Origin of the sequence: Pengzhenrongella sp. (genome assembly GCF_036565025.1) — a bacterium.
Taxonomy (GTDB): domain Bacteria; phylum Actinomycetota; class Actinomycetes; order Actinomycetales; family Cellulomonadaceae; genus Pengzhenrongella.
This window is the reverse complement of record NZ_DATCNW010000244.1, coordinates 1-4,416: the sequence shown is the minus strand read 5'-3', so window position 1 is coordinate 4,416 and position 4,416 is coordinate 1. Positions and strand designations below refer to the sequence as shown.

Below are 4,416 nucleotides of genomic sequence, written 5' to 3'. Positions count from 1 at the left end.
GTCCACGGCTCGCTCAGCGCCAGGCCCGGCACGTCCGGGATGACGGGCTGGCTGCCGGTCGCGATCACGACGGCGCTGCGCGCGACCAGGGTGGAGCGGGCGCCGTCGTCGTCGGTCACCTCGAGGCGGCGCGGGCCGGTGAAGCGGGCCCGGCCCCGGATCAGGGCGATGTCGACGCTCGCTAGCCAGTCGACCTGGCTCTGGTCGTCCCACTCGTGCGCGATGCGGTCGCGCCGAGCCAGGATCGCGGCGGTGTCCAGACGCCCTGTGATCGCCTGTGCGGCGCCCTGCACGGCGCGGGCGGCCTCGAGGGCGGCACCGGGGCGCAGCAGCGCCTTGGAGGGCATGCAGGCCCAGTAGGAGCACTCGCCGCCGACGAGCTCGGGCTCGACGATCGCGACGCTCAGACCGGTGCGACGGGCGCGGTCGGCGACGTTCTCCCCCACTGCCCCGGCGCCGAGCACGACGACGTCGAAGGTACGGGGTGAGAGGTCGGGCTCCGTGACGGTCATGGTTGCTCCTTGAGGCGCGGGGCGCGGGGTTGCGGCTTCCATGGTTGTCGAACAGCGGTGGACTCGCACGTTGGTGCGCGGAATTGCCACCGCCGTGGCGCCGCGGTGCGCGGGCATCGCGCGGAAGGTGGGGCCGTCGTCGAATCGGACCGGCTCTGTGCATCGCTCGGTGCATCGGATGTGCACCCCTGGTGCCGTTTGGCTGCACTGAGGGCTGCACTGAGCGCCCCGCCGTAGGTCGACGCACAAAAAAGGACCTCCCGTCTGCAGTTTCGCAAACGAGAGGCCCTACGTGGTGCGCCATCAGGGACTCGAACCCCGAACCCGCTGATTAAGAGTCAGCTGCTCTGCCAATTGAGCTAATGGCGCCTGTCGAACACACCGGCACAGAACGCTCGGCGGTGCGATGGAGACGCTATCACCGGTTTGGCGACCTCGACGAACCGAGGCCGACCGAGGTGCCGCAGGTCACACCGCCCAGGATCAGTTGTCCTTGCCCGAGGGCCCCGGGTCACCCGCATCCTTGCTCGACGAGGAGCCGGCCGCGTCGGGGGTCTCCCACCACGCGTCGTCGGGCAGTCCCTCGGAGGCGAGGATCTCGCTCGACCCCGGTCCTTCGGGAGAGACGAGGTCGGCCAGCAACGCGAGCGGCACGTGCTCGGCGAGCAGGTCCATGACGTCGTCACCCGAACTCTGGGACCGCGAGCCGACCTTGGCGTGCGTGGCTTCCGCCTGCCCGGCAGCGTGCGCGGATCCCGTTCGCCGGTTCGCCGCCTGCGGGGTCGGGTCGTGCTCGGTGGCGTCGCTTGCGTCGCCCATCCCGCTCACCTCTGTCCATAGATGACTAATCGGATCATCTCAGGCGCCCGGGCCGCAAGCATGCCCCAGGTCCTCCTTGGACGCCGCACGCGTCTCGTCGTGCGCGTCAGTACGGTAGGCGCCATGATCACCCGTCTGGCCGTAGGCGACCTCGCACCCGACTTCACTCTGCCGACCGCCGACGGCGGCAGCCTGACCCTCTCGGACCTGCGGGGGAAACACGTCGTCGTGTACTTCTACCCGGCCGCGATGACCCCCGGGTGCACCACCCAGGCGTGCGACTTCCGCGACTCGCTGGAGGCCCTGCGGGCCAAGGGCTACGGCGTGGTCGGCGTCTCCCCGGACCCGGTGAGCAAGCTCGCGAAGTTCGTCGAGCAGGACGGCCTGACCTTCCCGCTGGTCTCGGACGTGGACAAGCAGGTGCTCACGACGTGGGGGGCCTATGGCGAGAAGAACGTCTACGGCAAGACCGTGACCGGCGTGATCCGCTCCACCGTCGTCGTCGACCCCGAGGGCAAGGTCGAGCTCGCCCAGTACAGCGTCAAGGCGACCGGCCACGTCGCCAAGCTGCGTCGCGAGCTCGGGATCGACTGACCCATCCGGTCGAGCGGGCCCACGCCCCGCCGCGGTATGGAAAGGTAGGCCGCGCGGGAGTGGTGAAATGGTAGCCACGCGGCGTTTAGGTCGCCGTGCCTTCGGGCGTGCGGGTTCGATTCCCGTCTCCCGCACCCAGTGGTTGCAGCGGGTCGTCGCTGCAGCGTCAACGGCGCCGTCAGCGGGCCGACCACCACCAGGAGCCCGATGGCCCAGTTCAAGATCTACGGCCGGCGCGGCGCGCTCGACCCGGTCCGCTCGCGGCTGTCCGACGTCGTGCACGCGTGCGCCGTCGACGTCCTCCAGCTCCCGCCGGACAAGCGGTTCCACCGGTTCTTCCCGATGTCGGCCGAGGACTTCCCCACGCCGCCCGGCCGGACCGAGCGCTACACGATCGTCGAGATCCTGATGTTCGAGGGCCGCAGCGTCGCGACCAAGAAGGCGCTCTACGCGCGGCTCTACCGCGACTTCTCCGAGCAGCTCGGCATCGACGGCCACGATCTCGAGATCACGGTCCTCGAGACGCCCCGGCACGACTGGGCCATCCGCGGCCTTCCCGGTGACGAGCTGACGCTGAGCTACCGGGTCGACCAGTAGCAACCCCGCCGAGGTAGTACCCCCGCGCCGATATAGAGCGTTCTAGGGCTCTATCTCGGACGGGCGGCTCTACCTCGGCGGACGGTGCTCGGGTCGTCAGGACTGCGTGACGGTTTCGGCTTCCTCGGACTGCGTGGCGATCTGGGCGCGGACCTCGTCCATGTCCAGGCCGCGGACGGCGGTGAGCACCTGCTCCAGCGCCGGTCCGGGCAGCGCGCCGGCCTGGTTGAAGACCAGGATGCCGTCGCGGAACGCCATCAGCGTCGGGATCGACGTGATGCCCAGCTCCCCGGCGAGATCCTGCTCGGCCTCGGTGTCGACCTTGGCGTGCAGCACCTCCGGGTTCGCGTCGGAGGATGTCTCGAAGATGGGTCCGAAGCGCTTGCACGGACCGCACCACTCGGCCCAGAAGTCGACGAGGACGATCTCGTTGTCCTTGATCGCCTGCTCGATGGTGGTCTCGGTCAGTGTCGTCGTAGCCATGTGTGACCCTCCAGTTCAGTTCGTGTCAACCGGTCCGTATGACAATCTTCGACCTCTGAGTATTCCCCGCCGAGCGCGTCGGGCTAACCGTCCGACGCGCCGACAAGGTAGAACGGCACCGTGACCGACACCGATGAGTTCCCCAGACCCGAGCGTCCGTCCGGCTGGCTCAGCCAGGCGGCGATGGAGCGCGCACGGCTCTCGCTGCCGATCCTGTACGTCGACGCGGTGCCGGTGCGCGTCGACGACTCCGGTGACGTGGTCTCCGTGGGCCTCCTGCTGCGCGTGACCCCGGAGGGCGTCATGTCCCGCGCGCTGGTCTCCGGCCGGGTGATGTACCACGAGCGGGTCCGCGACGCGCTGGTGCGGCACATCGAGAAGGACCTCGGGCCGGTGGCCCTGCCCCAGATCCCGCCGTCGCCCCAGCCGTTCACGGTGGCCGAGTACTTCCCGACGCCGGGCGTCACGCCGTACCACGACCCCCGCCAGCACGCGGTCTCCCTCGCGTACATCGTCCCTGTCTCGGGCGACTGCACGCCGCAGCAGGACTCCCTGGACCTCGCCTGGCTGACGCCCGAGGAGGTCACCAGCGAGCAGATCCAGGTGGAGATGTCCTCCGGGCACGGCACGCTGCTGCGCCAGGCGATGGCGCACGTCGGCCGCTTCCGCTGACCGCAACGTCCGAGCGCTGACGTCCTATAGGACGTCAACGCTCGGACGTTGCGGGGGTTTCGGGGGTTCTTGGGTCGAGCGTGAGCTCGGGCCAGTCGGCGAGGTCGGCGCGCATCCGGCGATCGTGCGTCGCGACGACGACGGCGGCCGACGTCGCCCGCAGCGCCGCCGTCAGCTCGTCCACGAGCGCGATCGACAGGTGGTTCGTCGGCTCGTCGAGGATCAGCAGGTGCGGGGCGGCCAGCAGCGCACGTGCCAGGTCGAACCGCCGCCGCTGACCCACCGAGAGCTCCACGAGGGGCCGGTCCAGGTCCTCCTCGCTGAGCAGGCCGAGCAGCGCGATCGGCACGAGCCGCTCCGGGTCGAGCGCACCGCCGGCGAGCAGGTCGAGGGCCGCCCGCGCATAGGCGTCGAAGCCCGTCGCGGCCGCCGGCAGCCCGCTCGGGGCCCGGTCGTCCTGCGCGAGGATCCCGAGCCGCACGCCCGGCGCGAGCGTGACGACGCCGCGTTCGAGGGGCATCGTGCCGGCCAGCGCCGCGAGCAGGGTGGACTTGCCGGAGCCGTTCGGGCCGGTCACCAGCAGCCGCCCGCATGAGGGGATCGAGACCCGGGTGCCCGCGAGGTCGAGCCGACCCGGGACCAGCGGCGCGCGGACCTCCAGGAGCGGGCCGCGCGGCGGGGTGCCGCCCGAGCCGGCCGGCAGGGCGGGCAGGTCCGGGAACGCGAGCGCGAGCGGCGG

General features: G+C 70.8%; 7 protein-coding genes and 2 tRNA genes. 4 read left to right on the top strand and 5 right to left on the bottom strand.

Translation table 11 applies throughout. The features are described 5' to 3' along the window. From VIM26_RS14275 to VIM26_RS14265, 3 genes are all read right to left on the bottom strand, one after another. Positions 1–512, bottom strand: a 512-nt coding sequence (locus VIM26_RS14275) for an FAD-dependent oxidoreductase (protein WP_331952288.1), incomplete at its 3' end; no start/stop codon positions are given. Positions 513–805: 293 nt separating this feature from the next. After that, positions 806–881, bottom strand: a tRNA-Lys gene (locus VIM26_RS14270). A 114-nt stretch (positions 882–995) separates the two neighbouring features. Further along, on the bottom strand, positions 996–1,331 hold the full coding sequence (locus VIM26_RS14265) for a hypothetical protein (RefSeq protein WP_331952286.1): 336 nt from the start codon (positions 1,329–1,331) through the stop codon (positions 996–998). Between the two features lie 126 nt (positions 1,332–1,457). Between VIM26_RS14265 and bcp the strand changes: the two genes are divergently transcribed. From bcp to VIM26_RS14250, 3 genes are all read left to right on the top strand, one after another. After that, positions 1,458–1,925: a thioredoxin-dependent thiol peroxidase gene (gene bcp, locus VIM26_RS14260; RefSeq protein ID WP_331952290.1), complete on the top strand. Its 468-nt coding sequence runs from the start codon at positions 1,458–1,460 to the stop codon at positions 1,923–1,925. 53 nt (positions 1,926–1,978) lie between these two features. Beyond that, a tRNA-Leu gene (locus tag VIM26_RS14255) sits at positions 1,979–2,059 on the top strand. Positions 2,060–2,132: 73 nt separating this feature from the next. Then, the gene (locus tag VIM26_RS14250; protein ID WP_331952285.1) at positions 2,133–2,522 is read left to right on the top strand and encodes a tautomerase family protein; all 390 of its coding nucleotides are present in this window, start codon (positions 2,133–2,135) and stop codon (positions 2,520–2,522) included. Between the two features lie 96 nt (positions 2,523–2,618). Here the strand turns inward: VIM26_RS14250 and trxA are convergent, their stop codons facing one another. Next, on the bottom strand, positions 2,619–3,005 hold the full coding sequence (gene trxA / locus VIM26_RS14245) for a thioredoxin (protein ID WP_331952283.1): 387 nt from the start codon (positions 3,003–3,005) through the stop codon (positions 2,619–2,621). A gap of 120 nt (positions 3,006–3,125) precedes the next feature. On the opposite strand from trxA, the gene VIM26_RS14240 reads away from it, so the two are divergent. Beyond that, complete coding sequence (locus VIM26_RS14240; protein ID WP_331952281.1) at positions 3,126–3,677, top strand: NUDIX hydrolase family protein; 552 nt, start codon at positions 3,126–3,128, stop codon at positions 3,675–3,677. Between the two features lie 34 nt (positions 3,678–3,711). Here VIM26_RS14240 and VIM26_RS14235 read toward each other — a convergent pair. Then, a partial coding sequence (locus VIM26_RS14235; RefSeq protein ID WP_331952279.1) for an ATP-binding cassette domain-containing protein occupies positions 3,712–4,416 on the bottom strand: 705 nt, incomplete at its 5' end.